Origin of the sequence: Roseovarius pacificus (genome assembly GCF_900142665.1) — a bacterium.
Lineage (GTDB): Bacteria > Pseudomonadota > Alphaproteobacteria > Rhodobacterales > Rhodobacteraceae > Roseovarius > Roseovarius pacificus.
On sequence record NZ_FRBR01000008.1, the window covers coordinates 1 to 26,649 of the forward strand.

Genomic DNA, 26,649 nt, shown 5'->3' on the forward strand with positions numbered 1-26,649 from the left:
ATCCGCGTAGATCACCACACCAAGCGACCTGAGAAACTCCGCCGTAGTCTCCATGGAGAAAATCCTTCCTGTTCAACAACAGGGATGACCTCGCACAAAACCAAACAGCAAAAAACGTGGGGCGCGGACACCGTTTACCAACTCCCCGAAATCGCCGGAGATTAAATTTGTGCCGCGCACAAATCCTTGAGGACGGTACCAATCTCTTTTCGAGATGTGGGCATTATGTTCTCATATCGTCCACTCTATAGTTAACGGCTGGGGTTCAATCCGCCCCGGTCCGTTCCGCCGAATTGTGCTCAAGTTCCCCAATGGCTCATGGTGCGCGATGGCGGTCTTTGGGTCGGCTGACAGTCAGTAGCGCAGGCGCGGGTCAAACACGACTGTCGGAAACGAATTTGCCGAGAGGCGCAAGCACCGCTCTGGTCGCATTGCTACCGGGATCTATCGGTCAGAAGCGTTCCGCCCGCACCGAGGGAGGCGAAGGCGGAGCGCTGTTATTTCGGGAAAGGCGTTTGAGACAGTATACCGTGCTCAGGAAACACCCGCGATTTTGCGTGCATCGATCTCAATTTTTGCGCGCTCATGCGCGGAGGCATCCAACGGCATGTCTTGGACTCTGAAGTCCGCCCGCAGCTTTTTCGCGGCATAGAGTTCAGCGGCAATGGTCTGACAAGGTGACAGGTGCACATCGCAGATGCTGCGATCGCCGGACCTAACATGTGCTTCCGTCACCTGCACCAGGAACCAATCCCGGGCTCCGCGCTCAAGGACCAGGTCTGTAGACTTCGCAGGATAACCATAAGAGCTTGCAGAGGGGCCAGCGGGCCGGCATTCGACCCGGGCCCCTTTCCATCCTGCCTTCGGCAGAATGCCCTTGAGCTTTTCTTCGGCGCGCGCGGCATAGTCCCCGAGCACTTCAGGGTTTGTCACGGTAAAGGACTTGGCACGTTTGTTCACCAGGTCCAAAGCCGTTTGGATCTTGGTCGTGTTGGTTTCGGAAAGTTTGATGCGCATCGTTTGGTTCCTTCATGTTCAGAGTTGGCATCGCCGCGATTGCAGCGGCTGAACATGAAATCGGAGCGCTTCCAGAAGATCGGAAGAAAAATCGAAAACTTTTCTGAAAAGCTGCGCCACTTCACGACCTTGCGGAAACATCGAAAATCCCGATCTGATCGCCAGCTTCAAATTTTCGCCAGATTCCGATGTTTTCAACGCCCTATGAAAAAGAAATCTGAAAGACATTCGAATCCTGGTGTTGGGCGCTCAGCACCGGTTGGTGCTCGAGTGGAATGCCCGGGCTGCGCGGAAGGATTCGTCAAAACACGCAGCAACAAGCTTTTCTGCAGTCGTGCCTGCGCGAAAGCCCGTTCGGCACGCCTGGCATTAGAAAACGCCGACGGTGAGTTCATTGAACGACGTCGGCGTCGGAAAGCCGACGAGAACGCGCGGCTTGTCGAGAGACTTGACCAATTGTCGGCGGACTACATCGAAACAGTCTTGCGCGGACAGAAGCCGGACGATGTCAATCGATTGATGGAAGATGTTTTGGTTTCAGCGCGAAGCGGCGGTCCGTTGCGATTGGCATTGCTGAACCGGCGAATGAATGGTGATCTGCCGCGGCCCTCAGGCCTTCAGCGCGGGCGCCGCGCGTACGCGGCACGCATAGCAGGACGTCGTTTGAAGTTCGTCGCGGCACTCAGGCACCATTGCAGCAAAACGCGTGGTGTTCCGCTCGCGCGTTACCTTGCGCGACCGACAAAAGTGCGTCTGACATCTTCAAGAACGCGCCGCGTTAAAAAGAGATAATTGTCTGATACTAATTAGGTATTCGTTCCTTCCCATCATGTATTGAGCCTGACCGCTGCGCGGTAAGAGCGCGCGGCGAGTGATGATTGCGCTTCTGCGTCGATGCTTTGGCGATCGACCCCGGGTGTGGCTCGTGCCACCCGGGGTCGCCGCTGCGCATCTTTGAGGGTGGTTCATCCCAACCGCAGGAGACATCCATGAAACTCTACAGCCCCAATGAATTCAACGTTACGAGCGCGTGGCGGAGCACAGCCTGCAGCGTTGCCAGTACTTTTCCGCGATACATTTCGAACAGAGGCAACACGCTCCATTGTCGCCTGCCGCAGTGCAATGCGGACCTGCCACGCCATGACGTCAAGCCTGGCGATGTTGTTTCCTTCCAATTTCCCCACCTGGACAGCGAGGATGAACGGCTTTCCGGGTGTTTTGCCGACGCGCGACCGTGCCTGGTTGCAGAGATCGATCCGGAGACGGACAGCGCCTTGATCGTCTACGGGACCGCCAGAAATACAAATGCCAACAGAGGATTTGAAATCTGGATCAAAAGGGATCTCGACGCGTGCGGTTTGAACCGACCCACGCGGTTCATATTCTCTCGGCGTTTCCGGGTGCCGCTGAACGATCCGCGCTTCAATGTTCGCGCGCAGGGAACCCCGGTTACCGGGCGCTTGCCGGAGGTTTTGATGTCTCGACTTGAGCGATTGCACGCTCTGGTTTCAGCCAGCTATGGCGGGAACGAAAAACTCCGCCATGTGCACGAATGGATCGGTTCCAACGAAGTCGATGATTGCGACATCGTGGCTCGACTGATGTTCCGACGGTCCCGAGCTGCGTCTTGAGGATCCGACGTGAGGTGAAAGCAATCGGAGGCCATTGCGGCCTCCGATTGCTTACGGAAGAAAGACCCGCCAAATTGCGATACCCGATCCGATTGCAGTAACACCGATTATTTCTTCGTCTCGCCGTCTTCGCCGGACGGCTTTCGCCAGTTTGAGGGGATTGGGAAAGTCTGTATGATCTGTTGCATGTTCATGCCTTGAGTGATGATGCATTTTAACGTACATCTCCTGAAAATCCAAATTATCGAATGGGCTCCGGGGGAATTGCTGGCAGAGATCATGACCACACGCGTGCTGGCCATGTTTCCTGGTGAAGCGCTTCACTTTCATTGCTCTGGAATTGGTTGCTAACCGCATGAAGCTGGTTGTCTTCAAACGTTGAGATAAAGCGCAGCGATAATCGTACGGCGACAGCAGCGCAGCCGCTCATTCGGCGCCAATGTTAGGCGCCCAGCACGCGAGTTGCACGATAGACGGGTGCCATTCTGCTGGTCAATTTCCGTTCTCGCCAAGAATTGGTGTTTCTGCTCCCCCAGAGCTCGACCCATCTGTTGGACAGGGCTTCAACCCTCGTCAGACCAACAAAACGGAAATCGCTATGAGCCCAAAGTACCCACACGTTCACGTGCCGCTCACTGGTGAAGACAGTTCAGCCCCGCCATAGTCTCGCGTTGTCGCCGTGCTGCGCGGCGTGCCGGATTGCCCCAAGCCGAATGTGACGAGTTTACGCGCGCCGCATTCTCCGGAACCTAAGACGACTTGGTTGCAACGGCCATGACATGGTTCAAGTGTTCATGACCACACTTCGTAATCGCCACAGGGAAGCAATCGTGCCGAAACCGTCCAGCTGGCTGGATCGACACGTCCGCAGTCTTGCCGTCCGTCTCCGGGCCGCGTTCTGGGCGTGGAATTTGAAACCTCTCCATCCGGGGCCTTTCTCCTGCGAAAGACCAGGAGAACCGGATGCGACCTTCGACCATTTTCGAACCTGACGCCCTTCGCCTGCTCAGTCGCAGGCGGCTGTTGCAACGCTGGCAGCACGGGAGCGACGCGTTTTTTTGGCGCGCGGAACGCGACGGGCTGCTCGTCCCGCGGCGTGACGGGCGCCGGATTGGCTATGCCGAAGCGGATGTGTTTGCGTTCGAAGGCGGTCAGCCGCCGAAGGGCTTGCTCGACGCATATCGTCTCGATTTGCTGACACCGGAGGAGGTCGCGGCGCGGTGCACGCTGAAGCGGGGAACGATCCTCGAGCGTGCCCGGCGAGGTGCGCTGCCGGGCCGGAGAATTGGCGCGGCCTGGCGCTTTGTTCCCGCCGAGGTCGCAAATTGGTTGCAGACGTGGAGCTGATGCAGGCGCCATAGCGAAACGTCACATCAAACTTTCCGAGTACACTTCAATCAAAGGACCAAACCATGTCGAAACACCCCAAGCATGTCAGTGTCGCCGAGCCGACCCTGATCATCTCCAACGCTCTGCATGTCGGAGCGACATACCGTGTCGCGGCCGACAGGCTCAACGCCGATGGCTATTTGCCGGACGACGATTTCCGTCTTGCGCGCGATGTCCAGGATATTGATCGGCGTCTGCCGGACTTCAACGCCGCCTACCTTCGCGATTGCCATGGTCATGTCATGGCGCTCCGGGATGAACTCTCACCCCTGGGGCGATCTGAAACGCAGACTCTGACGTCGCTTCTTGCAGTTCACGGCAAGCTCGTAAATGCAGCCGGCCAGGGTCCGCTCAATCAGTTCGAAGGCCTCGGCGGTCTCGCGATCGTTGAAGAGGATATCGCCCTTTTGTTCAAAAAAACAGGCACTGAGCGCGCGGGTGCCGCTGCGCGGGCGGTGATCGCATATGCCGCCAATGCCTGCGACACGGCCGTTCTCAGTCGCCGGCACCAGGAGTTCGACGGCCTTGCCGGCCCGGTCGCCGCGAGGTCGGGGCTGTCTTTCACCCGGGTCGTCCACGACCTCTGGCGTCACGGGAGCATCAAGGATGACGACCCGCGGCGGAAGCTCGATCCATCCCGTGTCAAATCACATCCGCTCTTTGACGCCCCTTCGGGGCAATTCCTGGAGGAAGCCTCCGCTTCAATGCGGGATATCATGCCCGAGTTGACCGGCGCCCGAGACCACCCGATCTGGGGACGGGCCATTATCGAGAACGATATCGGGGAGTTCCAGGCCGCGGCCGAGCAGATGCGTACTCGGACCAATTCGGGTCAGAAGGTCCAGACAAAAGTACATGCCCGGGTGATGATGGCCCTGGCAAGCATGATCGAGCGGGCCGGGCTCAATGTGTCACAATTGGCTCCGGCCTCCGGGGCCACAGCGAGCTTGTTTGCGATCTGCGCCAGCGCCTCAGCCCGAAGCCATGTCTATCAGAAGCGCGCCCGCGAGCAGGCCTCGCCGACAAGGCAATCCTCCGCACGTCATTGATCCCGGCGGACGCCGGGGCAGTGGCCACAGGCAACCGCGTCGACCGGGGCGGACATGAGGTCCTCAGATCTGTTTTCCACGAGATTGTGCACTGGCAGGACAAACGGCCATGAGAGAGAAGAGATCTCGAAAAAGAAATGCGCAAAATCAATTGCTTATAAATTTCTCGGGATTTCCAGTTCCGGAAGGGTGTCGCCGAACCCTTATTTTGAGTGTCGGCAGCAGCGAAGCGAGGCCAAGGCCTTGTTACACCGCTCCGGCGCATCCGACTGGGAGATAGGGCAACTGTCTTTCCGGGTTTGCCGCCGAACAGGCGGCTGAGAAGAAAATGGCGTATACCCGCACCGTTTCACGGACAGCGTGGGCAACAATGGACCGGATGTCCGGTACCGCGCGCCAAAACAGTTTGCCGCCGCATAGGCGGCTGAGACATCGTATGCGGTCGTGAGGCCGTGGCGGCTGGCCCGGGCAACGGGCTGGCACCGGACCGGAACGTCCGGCACGGCAAGCCAAAACCCATTGCCGCCGAACAGGCGGTTCGTGTTCCAAACGTCTGGGGCACACGACCTGGAAAGATGGTCTCCTTTTGCACTTGCGGCCCGCAGGTCTCGTTCCTGCGGGTCTTTTTTCGTGTTCCGACCCGCCAATTTGAAACCGGCCCTTCGCGGAGCTTTTTCCGTCTCATGACTTCGATGAAACCCCGGAGAGCCCCATGGAAAACCCTTCCGAAAGCCGACCTCACGGCGCGCAAATGGGTGCGTCCGCGAACCGCCCGTCTGAACGGACAACCAAGCGTTTGAAGGGCATTCAGAGCCATCTGAACGAAACGCCTATCCAGGTTTACGGGCCTTATCTGCACCCCCGTTCCGTTCAGCGAGGCGTGACTGAACGGACGGCGCTGCCGATGAACACTCAACCTTCCCGATGAACGAAAGGAAAACCGATGCAAATCGAAACTCTCCAACATGTCTACCAACTGCTGCCAGATATCTACTCGGAAACCTCGCGGGACGCGTATCGCGCCGCCTTCCGGCGCGCGGAGCGCCTGACGAACAAGAAGCTCTCGCAACTTGCGGCGGACGAGCGGGCGTGGGAGCAAGAGCTCTCGAAAATCGTCTGGGCCGGCGAATTCCGCGCAAAGACTCCGGAAGCTGCCGAGCGCGCGTTCGAGACCTGGGGCGGCAAGATCCCCGCGGCGATCCGACGCGCGCGCAAACATACCGGATCGGGTCCGGCCGGCGATCGCGACGCGCAGGGCGCTTGGGACCGGATCGCGGACTATGTGTCCGACGTGGAGAACTGCTTCGACGAGACGGGCCAGAGGATTCTGCCCAACATGTCGGGCCTGTCGATCGCAAATCTGCGCGCGCGGCTGGGGCACATGCGTCCGCAAACGGTGGACACCGAAGGTGCAATCGAGGCACTGAGGAAGCTCCCAGCGGACAAGACGGAGAGCTATCGGAATGCCGTGCGGTTTTTCAACCGCTTGATCCGCGAACAGAACTGTCACGCGCCCATCGCGGACCTGCTGCCGAATTCACCGGTGGGGACGTTGCCCACGCGGCGCGATGCGCCGATCGACTGGTCACTCTTCTCGCAAGAGTTCCTCGACGCTCGTGACACCGCGCTGGACGAAGCGGTGGGGACCGAGGCCGACAAGAAAAGCTCCCGCGCCGCCCGGATTTCCGCGCGGCGTCAAAACAAGCGTACGCGCCGGCGGCGCGTCTTCAACCCGGACGCAACGCGGAAAAACTACGTCCGGTCGCTGTCCTGGCTTGCACGTCATGCCGAAGCAGAACGCGCGGATGTCTACGATGTCAAAACGCTCGGTGATCTCGTCACGGAAGAACGCGTCGAAGCGGCGGTCAACCGCTTCATTGCGCGCAGCCAGTCGGACGAGGAGCTCCGCGATACGAAACAGACGAGTTCGCTCAAAAGCTACCTGTCAGCTCTCGTGTCGCTTGTGCGCCGCAACGGAATGGACGAGGACCTGGTCTTCGCGCTCGAGGATATCGCGGATGACCCGGACTATGTCTCGGATCGTGCGGGTGAGATGTCCGCGACCCGCGAGGAGTTCATCCGTCTTGTCGATCGCGACCCGGCGATCGTGCGAGCGATCGTCGCAGGTCCGGAGACGCTCATGAAGGAGTCCCGGCGGGGTTTCGATCGCTGGGAGCGGTCGCGTGACTCTCAGCAAGCCGAAACCCTCCATCTTTCGGTCGCGTCTGCCGCGATGGCCGTGCAACTGGCGCGGCCGCTTCGGACGCGCAACGTCAACGAGTTCGACGCGGGCGGACAGGGGGCGGATCTCATCGCCCCGCGCCGCGCGGGCGCCCAGGCCTGGATCGAGATCGATCGAACGAAAGTGAAGAACCGCCGCGCGATCGAGGGCCCGGTGCCGGAGTGGCTCTGGGCGGTTCTGGAAGCCTGGCAGGACGAAGGCCGGCCGCTCTGGATCGCGCGGCACAAGAAGACCGGATGCCGCGACACCGATGCCCTCTTTCCCGGAACGCGGGGCGGCTATCTCACGCGCTCGACATTCAACAAGTGCTGGAACCGGGGCATGTCGCGCCTTGGGCTTACCGGGCTCACGCCACACATGATGCGTCACGTTGCGGCCACACTCTATCTCGCGGTGCATCCCGGCGACTATCATGTCGTCGCAGCGCTGCTCTGCGACGAGTTGAAGACCGTCGAGCAATTCTACTCTCGGGGAGAGGGACGGGCGGCCGCCGAACTCTTCGCGCAGGTGCTGGAAGACCTGCATCCCACTTTGCGCTTGCGGGGGGCCGCGTGATGCCACGCAAGCCCAAAAGCCGCGCCGCGCGCGCCGATGCGCTGCTAGTCGCAATGCCCAGTGTCCCGAGGGACGTGGCCGAACGTCTGCGCCAGGCCGCGCTCGTCAAGGATCTTGCGCCGCGGGGCATGCCCGCGGCGCTGGAGCGCTTCTTTTCCCGCCTGGCGACGGAGGGCCGCGCGCCGGAGTTCGCACAGGCAGAGGACTTTGCCGCATCGGCGCAGAGCCGGACGGTGTTCCGCACGCTCTTGACGGCGCTGTCGCGGTTCGCGCCGGAGGTGCCGACCGCGGCGGCCGTGCCGGTCAAGCGCGACTGGGACGCCTGGCTCAACGGGCGGTACAACGCCCGCACGCCGCGTCCGCGCCGCTCGCGCCGCGAAGCCCTGAGGCCCGAGGATTGGCCCGAGCCCTGGCGCGATACCTTGGCGTGCCTCGAAAAACGCGTTCGTCGCGACGGGCGGCGGTATCGTCCCCTCGCGCCGAAAACCCGGGACGCGGTGGTCCAGGCGGTCGGTCTCCTTGCGCTTGCGCGGGAGAATGTGATCGCCGAAGGCTGTGAGCCTGGCAACGGGTTCACGCCAGAGCTCGCGGAGGCGTTTCTCGGCTTCCTCGTCGACCGTGTAAACCCGGCAAGTGGGGAGTTCATCCGGTTCGGGACAATCGCTGATTATTTCGAGCGCGTGATGCGTCTTGCCGCCCGGGCCGAACTCTACGAGCCGGACGGTGAAGCCTCCTTCGGAGAGATCCTCGCAGCTTGCCGCGCGGAGGAGGCTGAAGAGACCCCGGCAAAGCGGGCCGCGATGCGCGCGTTCCGCGAGACGCACGGGCTTGAGGGCGTTCTCGAGGCCGCCGTCGCTGCAAGCGAGGAGGCGCGCGATCTGCCCGGGCATTCGGACAAGGCGGCCCGCCTGCGGCGCAAGGCGGTCGTCTTCGCGCTTCTTGTCAACGGTGCGGACCGGCAGGGAGATCTGTCCGAGTTCCGGATCGGGCGGGAAATCGTGCGCCGGGCGGACGGATCCTGGGAGCCGGCGTTCCGGCAATCGAAGACGGCCCGCTGGAAAGAGAACGGTCCGCTCTGGGGGCTGACCGGTTTGCTCATCGATGCCCATGTGCTCGAGGGCCGACCGGCCTGGTGCATCGAGACCCGCATCGCGGAGCTCGATGGGTGCAATCTCCTGAGCCTGCGGCCGGAAGGCTTCGACACGTATCACGCGTCCAAGCTGCTCCGCGAGGCGTTCGAGATATCCGGGCATCTCATTCGGACAGCTGTCACCGACCTGCTGCGCCGCCATCGCCCCGATGCCGCCTGGGCCGTCCAGAGATTGCTGGGACACTCGGTCGAGTGGATGCAGGAAAGCTATCGCAGTGAGTTCGCGGAAGTTGCCAGCGTGGAGAAATACCATGCCGCTCTGGAAATGCTTGTTCGGAAAGAAACATCTCCGGCTTCGTCGCCAAGGCGACGAAATCGCGGGTGACGCAACGACGGGTCGCCGCTGTTCTCTGTGCAAGGCAGTGGCGAGCTGTTGGTCGTGCGATCGGATCTTGGGACCACCCGCTTAGGTGCCAGGGACGCCTTGCTGCGTTGATGGAAAAACTGCAACGCCGGGCGGGGCGCCGGTCTCATGGAAGATCGAAGTGCTGGCGTCGTTGGGGTCGGTCGGTAGGCGTAGATCGGCGTTTATCCGGCAGTGCCACTCCTGGCGCAGACAAAGCCACCATCGGCATCGAACCCTACGGGCTGGCCAAGCGCACGTTTCGCAGGGCAGGGCAGCCTCGGTCCAAGCGACGAAGCGCGGATACTCAGAACTTGCGGTCGCGATATGCGAGGACGACCTGATCTTCATGATCGAGGAACGCATGTTGGTAAGACATGTGAACGGTATATCCGTGCACCCTGCGATTATCGAACCACTTCTTTGCCTGCTCCCGTTCAGCGCGCATCGCCGCGTCGTTGTCCTCTGCGAAGGCTTCATACGCCGCCAGTCGTTTCAGGCGGGCATGCGCGCTTTCCTCGGCACGGGTGTGCAACTCGAGAGCGGCCACGGCGTTGAGGAGCTGCAGCGACATCGTTTCGTCGCGGGTAAAACGCCGGCAGACGTTGTCCAATGATTCCCACAGCTGTTCCAGTGCGCTGTCGGAGAGGTGTGCAAGTTCACAATTGCCGCGAGTCGCGCGGGCTTCGGCCTCCGCTTCCGAAATATGCTCGAGCAGCGGGCCAAGTTTACCTCGGACCGAGCGTGATCCGAGGACGTCGAGATCGCATGTGAAAGTCGGCGGATTTGTCCTTGGCCGGGGTTTAACATTTGAATCGAGCCTCATCTTGCGCACGCGCATGTTCTTGTAGAACACGACGTGTCCGAGACACGGCACGCAGTAGTGAAGCGGCGCAAGTCGCTTTCGGGCTTCGTACACCTGCCATTCGTCGTACTCCCGGTAAATGGGGTCGGCGGCCTTCTGCAGCTTCGATTTAAGGCGGTCGTACGTGTTGATAGGAGGGCATATCAGCATGTCGAGGTCCTTTTCTGGGCGGTGATGCACGGGATGTTGGTCTGTTTCGTGTTTCCCGGGATCGAAAACCCGCAGGTGGCTCCAACGCCAGCGGGGCGCCTGGACCACGGTCCAAGTCTCGCGGGCGCGGGCATCCGGGCGTTGCTTTGGTCATAGCGATTGGCGCGGAAATAAGACCCGGCCGGTCCGGAAGGCACCGCAACAGCGGCGACGTTGATGTCACGCGGAGCAGGGCCAGTCAGCGGAACGACGGGCAGGCGTCCGGACGTAGCGGATTTTTGCACGGAGATGGTCATCGAGGGCTCTTCTTCGTTCGGTTCATAAAGAAGAGGTCGGATCGTTGACTTCAGCCGGAAGAAATTTCCCGAAAAAATGAAAATTGTTTCGCAGAGCCCCGGAGAAGAACGTGCTGTTGCCCATCAAGAGCGCCACTGGCATCGGTTTCACGGGGAAGGACGGTCGGGCGCCGCCCTCAGGCGCGTGCCGTCTATCCGACGGGTGCGGTCGCGATACGCAAGGACAAGCTGGTCGATCTCCTCCATAAAACCAAAAACGGACGGCAGATGGACATTGCTGCCGCGCGCTCTCCGCTCGTCCAGCCAGGCTGTCGCGTTTCGGCGTTCTTCGTTCCTGATCGCCGCGTTTTCCGAGGCGAATGCCTGGCTCGCGGCCCCTCGTTTCATGCGCTGATGGGTGCTTTCGGAGAGCCGCGCTTCCTGCTCCAGCGATACGGCCGCACGCAGGAGCTGAAGAGAAAACCCGTCGTTTCCGTTGAACCAGGCGCTCGCGTCCTGCAGCGCGCGTGCGAGGCGCGTGAGTTCCTCATCTGGAACCTCGATCAGCTCCCAGTTTCCGGCGCTGGCGCGGGCTTCCACTTCGGCTCTGGCGACATGCTCGAGGAGCGGGCCGAGCGCGGACAGGTTCCGAACGAAGCACGCGCGGAAGACATCGAAGGCGCACTGGAAGACGCAGGTCTGCGGCACCTGGGGCCGATCCGTGTATTGAACGAGCGTCACCTGGCGCACGCGCATTGTCTTGAAAAACCGCACCCGCCCGACGCACGGCACGAGAAAATGAAACCGAGCAAGCCGCCGGCGTGCGTCGTTGACGGTCATTTTCCCGTACTCACGGCAAATCGGGGCTGCGGCTTTCAAGAGCTTGATTTCAAGCCGGTCGGGCGTATTGACCGGAGGACGTATCAGCATAATGGCAATCCCTTTGATCTCGGTTGTCGATGAGAGATTGGCTCATATCGAGTTGCCCGAAATCGAAAGACCGCGGGATGACGCAACGTCAGGCAGGACCTTGAACCCGGGTCCAGTGCTCACGCGCGCGCATTTCGCCGCGGGTCAATGCAACGGAGCTTCCGTTGAACACCGCAATGGGTGGCTTGTCCGCAACCCGGTGATAGAGACGCCCGGGAAACCACGTCGTGGCGTCATGAGAGATCTTGACGCGCATGCGGATCACCGCGTCGCTCGCGAAATCCACTTCCGGGCAGAACAGGTAGCCATGCGGCAAGACGCGAGAGAGCTTGCACGCGGCGCCGATCCAGCGGCGCCGGTTCTTTGACCAGGGTGACGTGCCGGGATCGAGGCCTGGTATGTAGAATTCCGGGGCGTTGGCAGGCGCGTGCATCGCGACACGCGTGTAGAAGAGCAGCTGTGCGGAGGACGAGACGCAGGACAGCATCGACGTATCGATCATTGCGAACTGGCCGTTCTTCGGCCGGCTAGTATACGCTTCGATCACCGCACGAGGGAAGCGGAAGCTCAGATCGCGGGCACTGGCGCCGAGCTGGAAGCTTTCGATCAGCCTCGCGTCGCCGAGTTCGGACATCGCGGGCCCAATCGCGCGCAGGTCGTTTGTCGACCGTGGGAAAGCGCAGGCGATGAGTTTCCGCGACAGCACGTCGAGGGAGCGCTGCACGGGGCGTGACATCGACGTTATTTTGAAAAACGGATGCTTGTCGGTGATAAAACACAAGGCGTGAAAGACACGAAGGGCATCGAGGGAGAGATTTGCGTGCTCGACAAGCGCGACTAATTCCGCGGGGCAGAGGTATTCGTTGGATTCGGACATGATGATCTCGGTTGCGTCGGTTTCTCCGGAGATGGATCCAAAGGCCGCCCGCACAAAATGCCGAACCGGCCGTGAAACCCGCCAACATGTCCGTATGATCTTCCCACATACCCGAAAGTTTTGTCTTTTTGCCCGGAAGAGCCGCGTGTGAATTCCGGGGTTTTGGCTTTGGTATCCGGAAATCTTTGCGACCTGCCCGAGAAATATGTGCAATATTCCGATAAATGTGCCGGTCCGGCCAGACAAGCCACGAAGATCATTCGGTTATCCGGCGCGAGAAACTCTCAGAATATAGAACCTCTACAGACCCCAAACAGAATGGATGGGTGGGGGGGTGTTATGCTTCGCTTCGATCGGTTCACCGGAAGCAAGCTATGGACACAGGAATTTGGCGATCCGGGCGTAGAGAAGGATTTTCGCAACCTGCCCGCCTACTCTCCGCTGCACAACGTTGGGAGTGAGTTGGACCACCCGGCCATCCTAGTTACCACGGGCGATACCGACGACCGCGTCGTGTCGGCGCATTCCTTCAAGTATGTCGCAACGCTGCAAGCGGCGGATATCGGTTCCGGGCCACATTTGCTTCGGGTCGAAACGCAGGCTGGGCATGGTGCGGGCAAGTCGACCGAAATGCTGATCGAGGAACTGGCAGACAAGTGGGTATTCGCCGCCCACTGGATAGGTCTGCACGTGTCCAGCCCAGACTGAAACGCGCATTTAAAGCGTTTTGCATTTAATCTGAGGCATATCCGGCAGCTTTGAAGAAGTTCCAGCATTCGTCTGGATTGAACATGTCACAGTGTGCGTCGTCAGATAATTTGGGACACCTGAGCGGTTTTCCGTTTGGAGGCTCTGGCTCATCCTTGATTGAGTTTATGCGTGTTCGGTTTGATGGCGCAAGCGCCGGGTGAGCATGGTTTTCCGTTTGATCTCCTCTCGCTGTTTTAGGATCTGCTCTGCGCGCCCGAAGTAGACGTCGGCGGGCGTTAGGTTTCCAAGGCTCTCGTGGTAGCGTCGGCTGTTGTAATATTCGACGAAGGCACTGATCTGGCGCTCGAGATCTCCGGGCAGGAAGTAATGCTCAAGCAGAACACGGTTCTTCATGGTCTGGTGCCAGCGCTCGATCTTGCCCTGGGTCTGCGGGTGGTAGGGCGCGCCTCGGACATGATCCATGCCCTTTTCGTTGAGGTAATCCGCCAAGTCCCCCGCGATGTAAGACGCGCCGTTGTCGCTGAGAAGTCTTGGCTTGGCGACCACGGTTGCGCAGTCACATCCCGAGGCCTCCAGCGCCAGGTCGAGCGTGGCGGTCACGTCCTCGGCCTTCATCGTCGTGCAAAGCTTCCAGGAGATGATGTAGCGGCTGTAATCGTCCAAGATGGTGCTGAGGTAGAACCAGCCCCAGCCCAGGACCTTCAGATAGGTGAAGTCGGTCTGCCACAGCTCGTTGGGGCGCGTAGTTTTGTCCCGGAACTCATTGGCCGCCTTGATCACGATATGCGCCGGTGCCGTGACCAGGTCTTCCGCCTTCAGGATTCGGTAAACCGATGATTCCGAGACAAAATACCGCTTCTCGTCGGTATATTTCACCGCCAGCTCACGGGGCGTCAGATCCTCATGTTCGAGTGCAAACTCGATAATGTCCGCCCGGCTCTCATCCGGGAGGCGGTTCCACACAGACCCCGGATGGGACGGCGTATCCTCAAGCGCGTCAAGCCCACCCTCGGACCAGCGGTCATACCAGCGGTAATAGGTCGTGCGTGGAATGCCGAGCATGGCCAGCGTCTGACGGGCGGGCAGATGCGAGGCTTCGACGGTGCGGATGATCTCCAGCTTTTCCGATGCAGGATACCTCATGCCTCGTACTCCCCATCCCCGATCATGCTTTTTTTGAGCAGACGGTTTTCCAGAGTCAGATCAGCAACGACCTCCTTGAGCGCGGCCGATTCCGAGCGCAGCTCCTTGACCTCAGGCGATGTCGCCTGGCGGGCAGTATCCCCCGCAAGGCGTTGCTTGCCCGCTTCGAGGAATTCCTTCGACCAAGTGTAATACAGGCTCTCGCTGATGCCTTCCCGGCGACACAGCGCGGCGATACTCTCCTCGCCGCGCAGACCAGCCAGCACGATCCTGATCTTCTCTTCCGCAGAATAATGCTTGCGCGTCTTGCGCTTGATCCCTTTGACCAGCTTGTCGGCTGCGTCCTTCGATGTTCCGGATTTCTTGTTCATCTTCGCCTCTTGATAGCTGCGATGAACCAGAAATCCTCCGTTACGAAAACCTCAAATCTGTCCCATAGGCGCTGACGTCAGACAATGTCACAGATGACGCCAAGAGCTTCGAACAAGGCATCAAAGGTCCTGACACCGACCCGCCTCAGGTGAGCTTTGAGTTTGGAGAAGGCCATTTCGATCGGATTGAGATCGGGGCTGTAGGCGGGCAAGAACAGGAACCAGCAGCCTCTCTTGCGCAGTGCTTCGGCAGCGCGCGGACTTTTGTGTGTGGACAGGTTGTCGAGGATGACGACGGTTCCGAGATCAAGCGCCGGTGCCAGTTGCGTCTTGATGTAGGTGTCGAAGGCGGGACCGTTCATAGCCCCTTTGATCACCCAAGGCGCGATCAGGGCGTCCTGCGTCAGTCCAGCGATGAAGGTCTGCGTACCCCATTTGCCGAATGGGGCTGTGCCGTACAGCCGCTCCCCGACAGGGGCACGTCCGCGCAGCCGCGTGAGGTTCGTCTTGACCGCCGTCTCGTCGATGAAGACCAGCCTGTGCGGTTCCTGGAGCATGCGAGGCTGACGGCGCATGATCCAATCGTGACGGGCCTGGCGGAGCGCGGGCCGGTCACGCTCGGCTGCGATCAGTCCTTTTTTATATGACAGTCCAGCCCGTTCGAGAGCACGGTGCAGCGAGGAAAGCTGAACATCTACGCCATGTGTTTCCGACAGGGCTGCGGCCAGCTCCTTGAGCGTGATGTCCGGTTCGGCCTGCACGATTTCCAGCAGAAATTCCCGATGCGGGGCGAGTTTGCCAAACTGACCAGCGGGGCGGCCCTGCGGCTTGGGAAGCGCAGTGCCATGGTCTCGATGCTCCGCTGCAAACCGAACCGCAGTCGCCGCGCTCACCCCGAAAAGTCGCCCTGCAGACCGGCCGAGTTTCCCTTGGCAACGTATGCGCAAATCCGTTCACGAAGATCCAAAGAGTAAGGCTTGCCCATGATCCACCTCCCAGAAGAAGTGAATCAAACAAACCCCCTCATGTGAATCCCAAATCGATTCAGATCAAACGCAAACCGCTTTAGGGTCGTGGCCTAAGCCATGTCCCGCTGGACATGCTGCCAGCTTGAATAATTTAAGCGTTTCGTCTTCAACTCGGGGCATCTGTGAAAGGCGAAACGCTTCAGATCACTCTCCCGGATGATTTATCCAGCAAGGCGCCAAGACAGTAATTTCGGCCAGGTATTTATCGACATGAGTGGATGCCGCCGATGTGTGGCGCCGGTGACGATGCGCCCAAGTCAACCAAGGCAAGTCCAACCCGGTCCAGGGGCGCCCCGCTGAGTGGTCCAGAGACAGGCGGCTGCAAAGAACGAATGCAAACCAGATTGTCTTCGCTCCCCGATAATCAGCGGAACCTAAGAGGTGGTAGTAGAGGCTGCAGTGCCACGTGTTATTCAGCCGTGGCCCAAGGAGAACGCTTTTTCGTTTGTTCGGGTGTTGAGCTTGCCTCATTGCAAGAAACAGAAAACCCGATCTGTGGCTCGCTGCAAATCGACCCGAGCGCACTTGCCAGCAAGTTCACGGCAACTCGTTCGTGGTCGACGACGTTCTGGAGTAGCTTTTTATCAATCAGATAGTTCTGTGCCGCCGCTGAGACTTTTTCACGACTAAGTGGGTTCACGTGGCAAAGAAGAGTGTCGATGATAGCTGGAGCGACACCCAGTTGCTGCAGTATTGTAGCGGCGGTTCGGCGGAGATCGTGACGATGCCATCCAAAGGTTCCGCTTGCGCGGTTTATCGTTTCTTGAGTGCGATCCCAGTTGCAGAGAAGTCCGCCCGAAGATGACGGGAATACCAAGTCGTCCGGCCTCCCGTAGGTGAGACTCGGGAGGGAATTGAGGAGGCTTATAGCCGCATCCGATAGTGGAATAGTCACAGTCCGGCGGTTCGCATGTCCACGGATTCCGGGCTTGCGTCTCGTTTTAACCTGCTTCGTCCAAGTTCCAGACTGAAGATCGAAATCCTTACAACGGGCTCCGGCGACCTCCTCGCGCCGTGAAAGCGTGAGCAAGATGAACCTGAACGCAATAGGCCCATAATCTGCTTGTGGAGCTAGCTCGGGTCGCAATTGGGCGGGCGCAGGATGGATAAGAAATGGCATCACTTTGGCAAGTTCGGTTTGGCTAAGAACCCGTTCTCGCACTCCTTCAAGTGTTGGATCATCTATCGATGGATCGTAGATTTTCGATAAGTCCGGAAGCTCCAGACGCTGTTCGCGACCGGCACCTTCCTTCGTGAAGCGGCCACGGTGGCAGGCCCAGTCGAAGACAGGTCGAAGGTATGCCAGCGCCCGAGCTGATGTTCCATTAGCAGTTTTTTTACCCTTGCGTGGCCGCTTCGGCGAATAGTGCTTAACAGCTTTGGAGAAATCGGATGACTTCAATTTTGTTAACGGCTTATTAAGGAGTGCTGAGAAGACATTCTCGATTGCCGACCTAGCTTCAGGTTTGGATCGACCAAAGCGGCTGCCCGCACGCCAAGTCGACTTTGTCAAAGCAAAGATAGGTTCGACTTCATCGAGCAGATTGGTGAGGGATAAGCTTTCAGTTTCGAGTTGTGCTTTGGTAAGGCGAACCTTTTCTCGAGGGTCGTGGCCCCGCCGGATATCCGCAAGATGGTTCATTGCTATTGTTCTGGCGTCTTTCAGCGAAACAGCGGGATAAGATCCGATCGTGATCTGCATCTTATCGCCGGCCATTGATCGAGTTTGAAGAGTAAATGTTTTCTTGTTCTTTGGCGTTATTCTCAGCACAAGACCGGTGATCTTTGAGTCTCGGATTTCGGCTCTCTTACCCGAGTTGTTTTTGAATCCTCGCACAAATACATCGGTTATTTCCCGAGGTGTATTGGAGTTTTTGTTGGTCATTTTCATGCTCCTCGTTTCCAGCGAGGAGGAAGTCGGTCCGTTTGCACTCTTCACAAAAAAAATTCTGCTGGGGTGGCGCTGGGGTGGCAAAATCGCTGCGCTTGGGTGCGATCTGCTGAAACACGATGATATACGCACGACCCTATCTTCAATCAGGTAGGTCTTTGGAGATAAAAAGTTTTTTCATCTCTTCCAGTCTCATCCCATCTCTAGGTTTATCTGGTGGTAGAAGGATGCTTGCTGCATCATAATCCGCGTGTCGGGGGTTCAAGTCCCTCCTCCGCTACCACTATCCCAAACGGCGAAAAATACTTTAAAAACAAAGGCTTTGACGTCTTTTGGGGTCGCGGATTCTGCCGTTTCTGTAGGGTGTTATGATACCTCGAATTACTCGAAATTCTGGATTCTAGCATACATTGGAGTGGAAAAAGTTGGGGGCAGGGGTGGGCTGCGCGACTCAGTTTCACCGGTTAAGGATACGGGTAAGCGTGCAGCGGCGAGTTAAAGCTGTGGCGGGCGTCAAATCCGGCGGCTCATCCTGAGCGCCGAGTTCTGAAATCCAATCGCCTCATAGAATGCATGGGCTTCCTTGCGGGCGATGCCTGTGGTCAGTTCAATCGTGTCGCATCCGGCTTCCCTCGCAAGCGAGACCGCTGCATTTACCAACGCACGGCCTATCCCCTGCTTTCGCTTCGACGGTTCAACGACGAGAGTAGAAATCCGGGCTATTGGCTCTGGGTAGAAGAGTAAGGGGGCGACATGAATCGCCAATAAGCCCACAGGCGTCTCGCCCTCTTCGGCGAGAAACACGTGGTCGATTTCACCGCTGATCAAGGCCCAGCGGCGTTCTATTTCTTTCGGAGTGTGGTTGAAGCCCATGCCGATCATCAAGCGCGCGATACAGGCGGCGTCGTTTACGTCAGCTAAGCGTATCGCGAATGTAGGACACATGGCGAATATCCCGATCTGCATTTGCCGAACAGCATAGTAACAGGGCTGAGGTTTGAACACCTCAGCTTATATATGTGTCACGACAAGCCGTCATTTTCGTCGACCGCGTTAGCGGTCCCGCCGAGTCCGGCGGGTAAGATGATCGTCAGCCCACATTAGCAGTTCCCGTTCCATTGCTTCTTTATCGCCCCGTAGCGGATCGCTGCTGTCTTCCCGGAATCCTGCGGGCGTCATCCCCTGCTGTTCCCTCAGTTCTTCGAAGTCTTCGCGCCGCATGCCGGTTGGGTGCGGTGCCGGTGGTGATTTGTAGGTCATGCGTTTCGCCTCCTTATGCGTTCCGCCACAATGCCCGCAGCGCTGCCGACGGCCCATCTACAGCCAGGCGTTTCAGTGCGTTCTTGGCTGTCTGAGGATGCCACTTCCTGCCTCTTGGCGTCTCGACACCTGCGCAGCATAAGCGGCCCTCTGGCGCGCCGCTCCAGATCCGAATAGCCCGGTGACGTCAGGCCGCGCTGATTTTGCAGGTTCATGGCGCTCTCCTCTTCGTTGCAAATTCGGAGCAGAGACTCTAATTCGGGTTTGTCGTCAGCTTGCCAGATGCTTGTGCCTGAACTCCTGACAACCATGGGCCGGTGGGGCATCCCAGCCGGTCCCTTTTATTGTCGCCGGCAGATCAAAACTCCCGAGCGGCGCCGCGCCGGTCGAAAGGCGGTCCTGGCGGTCCAATGTCCCTTGAGCCGTTCGAAGATCACAATCAGGCCCGTTTCCGAGTCGACCCGCATGTACTTGCGATCAATGACCAGTGCTTTGCCGCCGCCTTTGCACTTCTGGAATTCGGACCTCTGCGACACCAACCCAGATTTCGCCGGGATCGCGGATCGCGGATCGCGTCGGCAAGGCGGCATTCAATCGGGACGTCGCACGGGGATGAGCCTCGGATAAAGGAAGCAGTCCGTGTTTGGCGACCGGCCCACCACGCGGACCTCCAGCTGGAGCGGTGCGGAACTGATCCGTGCGAGCGGCGGAGGGCGAAGGCCGAAACAATCGTAGTAGATTTGGCCCGGTTGCCAGCGGCTGGTGGGCTGCATCCAGTCGCAGGGATCATGCTCGCTACCAGGCCCCCATTCGGAGCCGTCCTCGGCCCGCCCGCGCGGGATGGCGATGTAACTGAGCCGCAGGTCTTCGGAGAGGGGGCCGGGGCTGGACCACCATGATTCGACCCAGAGCATCTGGCGGCCGGTAATGCATGGCGGTTTCACTCGTAGTCCAAGGAGCGTCAGGCCGCCGAGCGTCACCGGCGCGAGGCGCGCGTCTCCGGGCACGAAGGCGGCCTGCCCGAGGTCGGGAGCAGGGGAGTAGGCGGCGAGACGGTCCGGGCGGTAGCGGCGTCGGGACTTGACAACAGGTGGGAGCCTGCCGGTTTTTTCGTCCGGGGACGTCAATTTAACGAAGGCCCGATCCCCGTGTCGGGTGAGCGAGGTGCCGAGATTCTGGCAGGCAGTGTCATATCGGTCAATGGCTTGCTCTGCCATCTCTCCTTCGAGGCGCTGACTGAAGCCGTAGCCGATACCGACAGGCAGGTATTCAACCCAGTTCAGGCAGGTTTTGCCGAGGCCGAGGCGAAACAGGCCGCCCGTCCGGAACCAGGCTCGCGGGGCCTCGGAGAGCAGGGAGCCAGTGCCATGGATGATCGGTTTGGACTTGTAGAGCTCAATCCCGTGGAGGTGGGGGCCGATCGAGCCGAGCACGCCGTCCGCGCCTGCATCGATGAGCGCATGGGACAGGGCGCGGGCATTGCTCTCCGGGGTCGGAGTGGTCCGTGCACCCCAGTGAACTGAGACGAGGACAATATCGGCCTTGTCCTTTGCCTGAGCGATCCGCCCCGCCATCACTGTACGCCATACGTCGCGGTCCTGCGGAGAGAGGTAGGCGGTGCCGGGGGCGCTTTTGCCGGCGGCGAACCTATGCTGAGTTGTGTCGATGCTAAAGAGAGCCACGCGTGTCTCGCCCACGGTGCAGATCGTGGGGCAGAAGGCGTCTTGTTGCGTGAGGCCGCTGCCGGTGCTGGCGATGCCGAGCGCGTCGAGGATTTCCTTCTGCTGGAGCAGCGCCGTGGGCCCGTAATCGCCACTATGGGCATTGGCCACCGTGACGGCATTGATCCCGGCAGCGGTCAGGATGCCGAGCATTTCGGGCCGGGCGCGGTAGTAGAAGGGGCCCTCTTCGCCCTTGTTGACGCCTTGTTTGCCAAGCGTACTGACGACGCAGTCGAGGTTTGCGACGGAAAGGTCGGCTTGGCCCAGTTCAGGGATGTCGAGGACGTTGTCTGTGCCCAGCTGGGCGGTCCGCATATGTTGTCGCCGGCCGAGATTGATGGCGCCGCCCCAGACGAGGGTGGCATCCGCTGGCATGGGCAACTCATGCGGGGGAGGTGTTTTCGGGCGGATGCCCGGGGACGCGGCGATCGTATCTTGCGACGGTGTCTCGCCACGCAGGTAATGCTTCAGGAAGGCTACATAGCCTGAGAGATAGTGTTCGACATCGTCGATGCGGACGCGGAATGCATGGTGGCGGATAAAGAAGCTGCCGAGGATGCGTTGCGGGTTCCGGAAGTACATGGCGACCTCGGGCCAGAAGAACCCGTTTAACAGGTACCGGGCGCGGGTTTCCAGCGCGCGGTAGAACTTGTCGCGGTCGATATGTTTCAGAAGGTGCTGATGCGCTTCGCTGCGTTCGAGGCGCTGTATCATCTTGTGAGCCGCCATCATCAATTCGAGCAGGGTCGGAAAGGTGGTGATCCTGTCGATTACGAAATCGAGGTGATTGGCGAAGTTCTGAAGGCCGAAGCGGAAATACCGCTCCTCGGGGCGGTGGAGCGTCAATTCATTGACACAGTAGCTGAGCCAATGGTCGTGGGTGCGCCAATGTTCCTGCGCGATGAAATAGTCAAAGGCCTTTTCTACGACCGTCAGCCAACGCGGATCTTTTGTCAGGCCATAGAGTCGCATGAGGCCGAAGGCCGCCTCACCGTCGTAGTAGATGATCCGAAAGCGCTCCTTGACGCTGAGATCATCCTCGTTGAGGACATGCATCAGCTGTCCCGTCTCGGGGTCCTGTATGCGGGCGATGCCCTGCGCCAGCTGTTCGAGTAGCGTCAGGTAGCGCGTGTCTTCGGTAAGCTCCGTATAGGTGACCAGGGCCAGAAGGCAGACAGCGCTTCCGCCAAGCTTCACCTCGTTGTTGATGTCCTGAAGATAGGCAACCTTTTCCCCGTTGGGCAGGGTATATTGGCGGATGAATCTCTCGGTCAAAAGATGCAGGGCGCGGTCGATTGCTATCTTGAGGCCCGCGTCGCGCGTGACCTCCCATGCTTCGAGCATGGCATAGATTGTGCTGGCGTGCCGGAGTGTGTTGTAGGCGTTGATCTCGCGGTCGAAACACGGATGCATGCCGTAGACGAACTTCCCGTTGGCGTCGACCTGGGCCGCAAGGAAGCGGCTGGATTGGTCCACTATGCTTTCGACGGTGGCGGTATCGAGCGAATCGATTCTGCGGCGCCCGGTGTCGCGGCCTTCCGTGCCGCCGCTGAAACCGTGTAGCGGTATGGGGGGGCTGTCCGGCTGTATGAGGAAGGCGTCGGTGGAAAAGAGGCACACCGGATCGGTGGATGCGTCAGGCAGATGGAAGTCGTCGCCGAAGCGCCGGCGCCCATAGATGCCTGAATTTTTTCCGTTGAGCCCGCCATTGGGACGGTCGTTGCCGAGATAGAGCATCGCGTTGGCGTTCAGCTCCTGCTCCAGAAATGCCTGCGAGAAGTCTGGATCGAACGCGAGGCCGTAGCGAAAATAGTTGCGTTTGCTGCTGCGGATCGCGAGCTGACACTGACCCCAGTTCAGGGCCCATGTGCGGGTGACCCAGTCTACGCGAAGCCAGCGGATGACCGGGTTCGAGTCAGCTTGGGTGCGCCGCCATGTCTCGAATTGATCCCATATCCCGTTTAGGTCGGCGCTGGTGAAATGCACAACCAAGGCACGTTTGGTGCCGGTCCCCATTGAAAAGAACACACGCAAGGGCGCGTCGCGTTCCGCCGATCCTGCCGCGTAGGTCAGGGCCGCGCGTGTCTGGGGCAAGATCGTGGTGAGAGGAGCCTCGGGATGCGCAGCGAGTGGAGAAGCCGGGGCCCCGATCTGTGACCCGCCCCGGCAGGAGTTCTTTTTCGCCATTCAGCACACCCTTTGCACGTCTCTGTTTTCCGAACAGAACGAAACGTTCTGCCGGTGGCCCCATATCTGGAACGCTTTGAAACTATGGTGAAGGAAACCGCACCGTCTATGCCATATCGCTGTCCGAATGGCTTAATGCTGCCCGGCGATGCTGCGGGTATCCCGTGTCGCGGGTCTTCACGGCTTGTCAGATGAACTCTGTGCCTGAGCAAAATGGGCTGTGCCCTTGCAAATCCGGACGTCTGGTAGCGAACCACCGCTCCTTGACGATCGGAATACCAAAAGGGCTGCCAATAGCAGGAGTGACGACATCCCGCCGAGAGTATACGCCAACAATAACATCCAGAGGCCGGCTCCCATAACAAATGCTGTCACTGCGGTGATTGTCGCACAGACCATCCCAATCAAGACGATCCCCGAAACGGAGGGGGCATCGGAACCTGCATAGTCATGGCTCTCGTGCGGGGGGGTGGGCACGTCATACTCATAAAACATAGTCATAGGTCACCTCGCTGGATATAACTAATGTATGTATCAGCATTCATTAGTTATTTTACACAAACTAAAGTATGTTTCAAGAGCCTCGACGCCATCGGATTGATCTCAAGCGTGCTGTCGGACAGATTCCAGCCGCTCTCAGTTAGGTCAGACGCCGTCCATTATACCGCGCAAAGACCGCGCCACCCGGCGAGAGCGGCGGCGCGGTTGAGCTTGAAAACCTGTCGGCTGGAGAGGCTGCGTTCCTCATTGAAGCGGTTCAAAACCGAAGCGTGGACGGTGGCGATTTTCTGCAAGCGTCATAAACCGGCAGACGCTCTACCGGCTCTGCCGCGAAAGCTCCATACCGCCCACGTCCTCGGGGGCGATGGCGACGGTTTTGACGATGGCGTGGCAGGTCACACCCGGCTCAAGCCCCATCGCCCTGGCTGAGCGTTGCGTCACCCGCGCCAGAACCCGGCCCGCCGGGGTGGCCAGCGAGACGATGGCCCCCGGCCCTGCGCCGGGGCGGATCTGTTCGATGGTTCCGGGCAGGATGTTCAGCGCCGACAGGCCCTCGGGCCTCTTGCGGGACAGCACCACCTCCTGCGCCGCGATGCGGATGCGGATCGGCTGGCCGATGGCATGGGGCACGCGCGGCAGGAACAGCGGCACGCCCCCCGCATCCAGCTCCGACAGCCCGTCCTCGTGATGCGCCGCCACGGTGGCGGCCAGCACCGCGCCCGCCGCCCGTGCGCCAAGCGGCGTCAGCATCGGATCGCCCAGAACCTCGGCGGCGGGCCCCTGACCGGCCACGCGCCCGTCCTGGAGGGCGACGACGGTGGTCGCCAGCCGGGCCACCTCGGCGGCGGAATGGCTGACATAGAGGATCGGCACCGACACCTCGTCGCGCAGCCGCTCGAAATAGGGCAGGATCTCGGCTTTGCGGTCCTCGTCCAGCGCCGCCAGCGGCTCGTCCGCCAGAATGATCGCCGGATCGCTCAACAGTGCGCGGCCAATGGCGACGCGCTGCTTTTCGCCCCCCGACAGCGCGCCGGGACGGCGCTCCAGCAACGCGCCGATGCCCAGCATATCGACCACCTGATCGAAACTGCTGCGGCCCGTCTTGCGAAACCATCGCCCGTATTTCAGGTTCTGCCGCACGCTCAGGTGCGGAAACAGCCGCCCCTCCTGAAACACATAGCCAAGCCCCCGGCGATGCGGCGGCAGGTTCACGCCCCGCGCGCGGTCCAGCAGGGTCTGCCCATCCACGTCGATCCGCCCCTCGTCGGGCGTCAGCAGCCCGGCCACCGCGTTGATCACCGTCGTCTTGCCCGAGCCCGAGCGCCCATACAGCACGGTCAGCCCCGGCGGGGCCTCGAACGCGACATCGAGTGCGAACCGCCCCAGATCGTGTTTGATCCGCACCGACAGCGTCATGTGCCCGCCACCCGGTTCGCGGCGCGGCGCGCCAGCCACTCGGAGATCAGCAAGGCCCCCATCGCCACCACCACCGACACGATGACCAGCCGCATGGCCGACCCCTCGCCGCCGGGCACCTGCAAAAAGGCATAGATGGCCGACGGAACGGTGCGGGTTTCGCCGGGGATGTTCGACACGAAGGTGATCGTCGCGCCGAATTCGCCCATGGCCTTGGCAAAGCCCAGAATGCTGCCCGCGATGATCCCCGGCAGGATCAGCGGCAGCGTGACGGTCGTGAAGACCCATGCGCGCGATGCGCCCAATGTGGCGGCGGCCTGTTCCAGCTTCGGGTCAACCGCCTCGATCGACAGGCGGATCGCCCGCACCATCAGCGGAAAGCCCATGACCCCCGCCGCCAGCGCCGCCCCGGTCCAGCGAAAGGCCAGGACGATGCCGAAGTCCTGCAACAGCCCGCCCACCGGCCCCCTTGTGCCGAAGGTCAGCAACAGCAGGTAGCCCGTCACCACCGGCGGCAGGATCAGCGGCAGGTGCACGAGCCCGTTCAGCACCTGCTTGCCCGGAAAGGACCACCGCGCCAGCGCATGCGCCACGAGCACTCCAAGCGGCAGCGCGGCCAGCGTCGCCCAGAACGACACGCGCAGCGACAGCGCCACCGCCTCCCATTCCTGTGGTCCCAGCCAGTTCATTGCCGCCGTTTATTCCGTCACGACGACAAACCCTTGCCGCTCGAAAGCGGCCCGCGCAACCGGCCCGCGCAGGTAGTCCAGAAATTCCGCCTCGGCCCCGGTATCGCGGCCCGCGATATCGGCTGCGGGATAGACGATGGGCGGGTGGCTGTCCTTGGGAAAGGTGGCGACAACGGTCACGTTGTCATCGGCCACGGCATCGGTGGCATAGACGATCCCGTAGGGCGCTTCCCCAAGGGAAACCAGCGCCAGCGCGGCGCGCACATTGTCGGCCTGCACCACCTGCGGGGCAACAGTTTCCCACAGGCCCAGATGCTCCAGCGCGGCCTTGCCGTAAATCCCTGCCGGAACAGCATCGACCAGCGCCATCGCCAGCTTGCCGTCCGCCAGAAGGGCAGGCAGGTCCATATCGGGGCCGACCTCGACCTCGTCGGCATCCGTGCCATGCGCGATCAGGACAATGGCATTGTTCAGCAGATCGAACCGCGTGCCCGGCTCCAGCAGACCGTCTTCTTCAAGCGCATCCATCCAGCCGGGATTGGCCGAAATGAACACATCCGCCGGGGCGCCTTGCTGAATCTGACGCGCCAGCGCCGAGGACCCGGCCAGCGAAACCGACAGGTCATGGCCGGTCTCGGCCTCGAACCGTTCTTCGATTTCGGCCATGGCGTTGGTCATGCTGGCGGCCGCGAAAACCGTGATTTCCTCGGCCAGCACAGTGGCCGGGGCGCAGATCGAAAAGGCCAGTGTCCAGCCTGCAAGGCGGCGCGCCGATGTGAACAGTCCCATGTGATTCCCTCCGGAGTTTCGTTATGTCTCATCGGGAATAACGGGGTGGGGGATTATAAGGCAAGCGTTATTTCCCCTCGGGAATATCGCGCAGCATCGCCTGCAATCTTGCAATATGGTCGGCCCCGGCCTTCCGCGCGGCATCTTCCAGCCCGCGAAACTCGGCCAGAACGGCCTGTCCGGTCTCGGTCACCTCCGCCCCGCCGCCCTTGGCGCCGCCCCGCGTGCTTTCGACCAGAGGTTCGCGGAACATGGCGTTCATCGTTTCCACCAGCTGCCACGCGCGCTTGTAGCTCATGCCCATCTCGCGCCCGGCGGCGGCGATCGACCCGGTCCGCGCGATCCGTTCCAGCAATTCGGCCTTGCCCGGCCCCAGCATCTCGCCGGGGGCGAAATGCAGGCGCAGGCGGAAACGGGGGTCAGAAGGCTGGTCGGTCATGCGCACGATCTTGCGCCGAAACACCGGACA

At 60.4% G+C, this 26,649-nt stretch carries 21 protein-coding genes and 1 pseudogene; 7 read left to right on the forward strand and 15 right to left on the reverse strand.

Annotated elements, in window-relative coordinates:
- Window positions 1–534 precede the first annotated feature (534 nt).
- On the reverse strand, window positions 535–1,017 hold the full coding sequence (locus BUB53_RS13525; RefSeq protein ID WP_073035314.1) for a hypothetical protein: 483 nt from the start codon (window positions 1,015–1,017) through the stop codon (window positions 535–537).
- 54 nt (window positions 1,018–1,071) lie between these two features.
- Here BUB53_RS13525 and BUB53_RS22505 point away from each other — a divergent pair, with 54 nt between their 5' ends.
- The 6 genes from BUB53_RS22505 to BUB53_RS13560 all read left to right on the forward strand — a co-directional run bounded on the left by BUB53_RS22505 (window position 1,072) and on the right by BUB53_RS13560 (window position 9,358).
- Window positions 1,072–1,809, forward strand: coding sequence for a hypothetical protein (locus tag BUB53_RS22505; RefSeq protein ID WP_159437833.1), 738 nt, complete (start codon window positions 1,072–1,074; stop codon window positions 1,807–1,809).
- A gap of 197 nt (window positions 1,810–2,006) precedes the next feature.
- Entirely contained in the window at window positions 2,007–2,648 is a 642-nt protein-coding gene (locus BUB53_RS13535; RefSeq protein WP_073035316.1) for a hypothetical protein, read from the forward strand.
- A 963-nt stretch (window positions 2,649–3,611) separates the two neighbouring features.
- Window positions 3,612–3,995, forward strand: a complete 384-nt coding sequence (locus tag BUB53_RS13545) for a helix-turn-helix domain-containing protein (RefSeq protein ID WP_073035318.1) — start codon at window positions 3,612–3,614, stop codon at window positions 3,993–3,995.
- Between the two features lie 65 nt (window positions 3,996–4,060).
- Window positions 4,061–5,086, forward strand: a complete 1,026-nt coding sequence (locus tag BUB53_RS13550; RefSeq protein WP_073035319.1) for a hypothetical protein — start codon at window positions 4,061–4,063, stop codon at window positions 5,084–5,086.
- Window positions 5,087–6,029: 943 nt separating this feature from the next.
- Entirely contained in the window at window positions 6,030–7,883 is a 1,854-nt protein-coding gene (locus BUB53_RS13555; protein WP_073035320.1) for a tyrosine-type recombinase/integrase, read from the forward strand.
- A complete protein-coding gene (locus BUB53_RS13560; RefSeq protein ID WP_143163224.1) occupies window positions 7,883–9,358 on the forward strand; it encodes a hypothetical protein in 1,476 nt (491 codons plus the stop codon). Before BUB53_RS13555 ends, BUB53_RS13560 begins: the two co-directional genes overlap by 1 nt.
- A gap of 325 nt (window positions 9,359–9,683) precedes the next feature.
- Here the strand turns inward: BUB53_RS13560 and BUB53_RS13565 are convergent, their stop codons facing one another.
- The 3 genes from BUB53_RS13565 to BUB53_RS13575 form a co-directional block, all read right to left on the reverse strand.
- Window positions 9,684–10,499, reverse strand: coding sequence for a hypothetical protein (locus BUB53_RS13565; RefSeq protein WP_159437834.1), 816 nt, complete (start codon window positions 10,497–10,499; stop codon window positions 9,684–9,686).
- A gap of 335 nt (window positions 10,500–10,834) precedes the next feature.
- The gene (locus tag BUB53_RS13570) at window positions 10,835–11,596 is read right to left on the reverse strand and encodes a hypothetical protein (RefSeq protein WP_143163225.1); all 762 of its coding nucleotides are present in this window, start codon (window positions 11,594–11,596) and stop codon (window positions 10,835–10,837) included.
- Window positions 11,597–11,684: 88 nt separating this feature from the next.
- Window positions 11,685–12,473, reverse strand: a complete 789-nt coding sequence (locus BUB53_RS13575; protein ID WP_143163226.1) for a hypothetical protein — start codon at window positions 12,471–12,473, stop codon at window positions 11,685–11,687.
- 339 nt (window positions 12,474–12,812) lie between these two features.
- Here BUB53_RS13575 and BUB53_RS13580 point away from each other — a divergent pair, with 339 nt between their 5' ends.
- Window positions 12,813–13,181 (forward strand): prolyl oligopeptidase family serine peptidase, encoded by a 369-nt coding sequence (locus BUB53_RS13580; protein WP_229709552.1) that lies wholly within the window; start codon window positions 12,813–12,815, stop codon window positions 13,179–13,181.
- 165 nt (window positions 13,182–13,346) lie between these two features.
- On the opposite strand, the gene BUB53_RS13585 is transcribed toward BUB53_RS13580, so the two are convergent.
- The 11 genes and pseudogenes from BUB53_RS13585 to BUB53_RS13640 all read right to left on the reverse strand — a co-directional run bounded on the left by BUB53_RS13585 (window position 13,347) and on the right by BUB53_RS13640 (window position 26,619).
- Window positions 13,347–14,698 (reverse strand): IS3 family transposase gene (locus tag BUB53_RS13585; protein WP_143163227.1). Its coding sequence is split into 2 segments (ribosomal slippage): window positions 13,347–14,362 and window positions 14,362–14,698, totalling 1,353 coding nucleotides; the frame shifts between segments, so codons are not numbered across the junction.
- 77 nt (window positions 14,699–14,775) lie between these two features.
- Window positions 14,776–15,683 (reverse strand): IS630 family transposase gene (locus BUB53_RS22265; protein WP_143163228.1). Its coding sequence is split into 2 segments (ribosomal slippage): window positions 14,776–15,617 and window positions 15,617–15,683, totalling 909 coding nucleotides; the frame shifts between segments, so codons are not numbered across the junction.
- Window positions 15,684–16,135: 452 nt separating this feature from the next.
- Window positions 16,136–17,611, reverse strand: coding sequence for a tyrosine-type recombinase/integrase (locus tag BUB53_RS13600; protein WP_159437835.1), 1,476 nt, complete (start codon window positions 17,609–17,611; stop codon window positions 16,136–16,138).
- A 519-nt stretch (window positions 17,612–18,130) separates the two neighbouring features.
- A complete protein-coding gene (locus BUB53_RS13605; protein WP_073035454.1) occupies window positions 18,131–18,562 on the reverse strand; it encodes a GNAT family N-acetyltransferase in 432 nt (143 codons plus the stop codon).
- 108 nt (window positions 18,563–18,670) lie between these two features.
- Window positions 18,671–18,877, reverse strand: a complete 207-nt coding sequence (locus BUB53_RS22510) for a hypothetical protein (RefSeq protein ID WP_143163229.1) — start codon at window positions 18,875–18,877, stop codon at window positions 18,671–18,673.
- Window positions 18,878–19,467: 590 nt separating this feature from the next.
- Window positions 19,468–22,785: a CapA family protein gene (locus tag BUB53_RS13615; RefSeq protein WP_073035330.1), complete on the reverse strand. Its 3,318-nt coding sequence runs from the start codon at window positions 22,783–22,785 to the stop codon at window positions 19,468–19,470.
- A 659-nt stretch (window positions 22,786–23,444) separates the two neighbouring features.
- Window positions 23,445–23,579: pseudogene (locus BUB53_RS23205) on the reverse strand (IS6 family transposase); the annotation flags it as partial.
- Window positions 23,580–23,601: 22 nt separating this feature from the next.
- Window positions 23,602–24,702, reverse strand: coding sequence for a molybdenum ABC transporter ATP-binding protein (modC, locus tag BUB53_RS13625; protein WP_073035455.1), 1,101 nt, complete (start codon window positions 24,700–24,702; stop codon window positions 23,602–23,604).
- Window positions 24,699–25,391, reverse strand: a complete 693-nt coding sequence (gene modB / locus BUB53_RS13630) for a molybdate ABC transporter permease subunit (RefSeq protein WP_073035332.1) — start codon at window positions 25,389–25,391, stop codon at window positions 24,699–24,701. The genes modC and modB overlap by 4 nt, the downstream gene beginning before the upstream one ends.
- A gap of 9 nt (window positions 25,392–25,400) precedes the next feature.
- A complete protein-coding gene (modA, locus tag BUB53_RS13635; protein WP_073035333.1) occupies window positions 25,401–26,180 on the reverse strand; it encodes a molybdate ABC transporter substrate-binding protein in 780 nt (259 codons plus the stop codon).
- 67 nt (window positions 26,181–26,247) lie between these two features.
- Window positions 26,248–26,619, reverse strand: a complete 372-nt coding sequence (locus tag BUB53_RS13640) for a winged helix-turn-helix domain-containing protein (RefSeq protein WP_073035456.1) — start codon at window positions 26,617–26,619, stop codon at window positions 26,248–26,250.
- Window positions 26,620–26,649: the final 30 nt, after the last annotated feature.